Source organism: Acinetobacter sp. LipI_19 (assembly GCF_058242925.1).
The window spans coordinates 1-2,339 of the sequence record NZ_JBZAYK010000013.1; the positions used below are offsets into that span (position 1 = coordinate 1).

The following is a 2,339-nucleotide window of genomic DNA, read 5'->3' on the forward strand; positions in this document are numbered from 1 at the left end:
TAGAGACCGGGGTGTTTTAGATTTAAAAGCTGGCGATGACTTACTCTCACATGGGTAACCCCACACTACCATCAGCGCTAAGAGGTTTCACTTCTGAGTTCGGGAAGGGATCAGGTGGTTCACTCTTGCTATTGTCGCCAGCAAACTGTTATGGACTTGTTCGGGTCTTATTTAAATGCCTTACTTCGTACCAAATGAGTTTAACAGAACATTTGAGTTGAATATTTTAACTAGCTTTACAACTAAATCAAGTATGTTTGATCTTTTATGAATCAAATGATGCTTACTTCTTTCGAAGTTCGTATACAACTGCTTGGGTGTTGTATAGTCAAGCCTCACGAGCAATTAGTATTGGTCAGCTTCATGCGTCACCGCACTTCCACATCCAACCTATCAACGTCGTAGTCTTCAACGGCTCTTTAGAGGACATAAAGTCCTAGGGAAATCTTATCTTGAGGTAGGCTTCCCGCTTAGATGCTTTCAGCGGTTATCCCTTCCGAACATAGCTACCCGGCGATGCGACTGGCGTCACAACCGGTACACCAGAGGTTCGTCCACTCTGGTCCTCTCGTACTAGGAGCAGATCCTCTCAAATTTCCAACGCCCACGGTAGATAGGGACCGAACTGTCTCACGACGTTCTAAACCCAGCTCGCGTACCTCTTTAAATGGCGAACAGCCATACCCTTGGGACCTGCTTCAGCCCCAGGATGAGATGAGCCGACATCGAGGTGCCAAACACCGCCGTCGATATGAACTCTTGGGCGGTATCAGCCTGTTATCCCCAGAGTACCTTTTATCCGTTGAGCGATGGCCCTTCCATACAGAACCACCGGATCACTAAGACCTACTTTCGTACCTGCTCGACTTGTGGGTCTCGCAGTTAAGCGCGCTTTTGCCTTTATACTCTACGCGTGATTTCCGACCACGCTGAGCGCACCTTCGTACTCCTCCGTTACTCTTTAGGAGGAGACCGCCCCAGTCAAACTACCCACCAGACATGGTCCTCGTCCCGGATAACGGGACAGAGTTAGAACCTCAATATTACCAGGGTGGTATTTCAAGGATGGCTCCATAGCAACTGGCGTCACTACTTCAAAGCCTCCCACCTATCCTACACAAGTAAGATCAAAGTTCAATGTCAAGCTGCAGTAAAGGTTCACGGGGTCTTTCCGTCTAGCCGCGGGTACACCGCATCTTCACGGCGAATTCGATTTCACTGAGTCTCTGCTGGAGACAGCGCCCCCATCATTATGCCATTCGTGCAGGTCGGAACTTACCCGACAAGGAATTTCGCTACCTTAGGACCGTTATAGTTACGGCCGCCGTTTACTGGGGCTTCGATCAAGAGCTTCGCTTACGCTAACCCCATCAATTAACCTTCCAGCACCGGGCAGGCATCACACCCTATACGTCCACTTTCGTGTTTGCAGAGTGCTATGTTTTTAATAAACAGTTGCAGGGGCCTGGTTTCTGTGGCTGCCAATAGCTCAAGGAGCAAGTCCTATCACCGTCAGCAGCGTACCTTCTCCCGAAGTTACGGTACCATTTTGCCTAGTTCCTTCAGCAGAGTTCTCTCAAGCGCTTTGGTCTACTCGACCTGACCACCTGTGTCGGTTTCGGGTACGATTCCTGTGTAACTGAAGCTTAGAGACTTTTCCTGGAAGCATAGTATCAGCCACTTCGCTAGTAAACTAGCTTGCTATCAGCTCTCAGCATAGAGCACCCCGGATTTGCCTAAGATGCATGCCTACTGCCTTTCACCTGGACAACCAACGCCAGGCTGACTTAACTTTCTCCGTCCTCTCATCGCATTACACAGAAGTATTGGAATATTAACCAATTTCCCATCGACTACGCCTCTCGGCCTCGCCTTAGGGGTCGACTCACCCAGCCCCGATTAACGTTGGACTGGAACCCTTGGTCTTTCAGCGTGCGAGTTTTTCACTCGCATTGTCGTTACTCACGTCAGCATTCGCACTTCTGATACCTCCAGCATACTTCTCAATACACCTTCATCGGCTTACAGAACGCTCCCCTACCACGTATACTAAGTATACATCCGCAGCTTCGGCATATAGTTTTAGCCCCGTTACATCTTCCGCGCAGGCCGACTCGACTAGTGAGCTATTACGCTTTCTTTAAAGGGTGGCTGCTTCTAAGCCAACCTCCTAGCTGTCTATGCCTTCCCACATCGTTTCCCACTTAACTATAATTTTGGGGCCTTAGCTGGCGGTCTGGATTGTTTTCCTCTTGACTACGGACGTTAGCACCCGCAGTCTGTCTCCCGGATAGTACTCATAGGTATTCGGAGTTTGCATCGGTTTGGTAAGTCGGGAT

General features: G+C 49.3%; 2 rRNA genes. Both read right to left on the minus strand.

The features are described 5' to 3' along the window. Window positions 1-27 precede the first annotated feature (27 nt). Window positions 28-142 (minus strand): 5S ribosomal RNA (rrf, locus tag AC4CVF_RS22270). 182 nt (window positions 143-324) lie between these two features. Next, window positions 325-2,339 (minus strand): 23S ribosomal RNA (locus tag AC4CVF_RS22275); the annotation flags it as partial.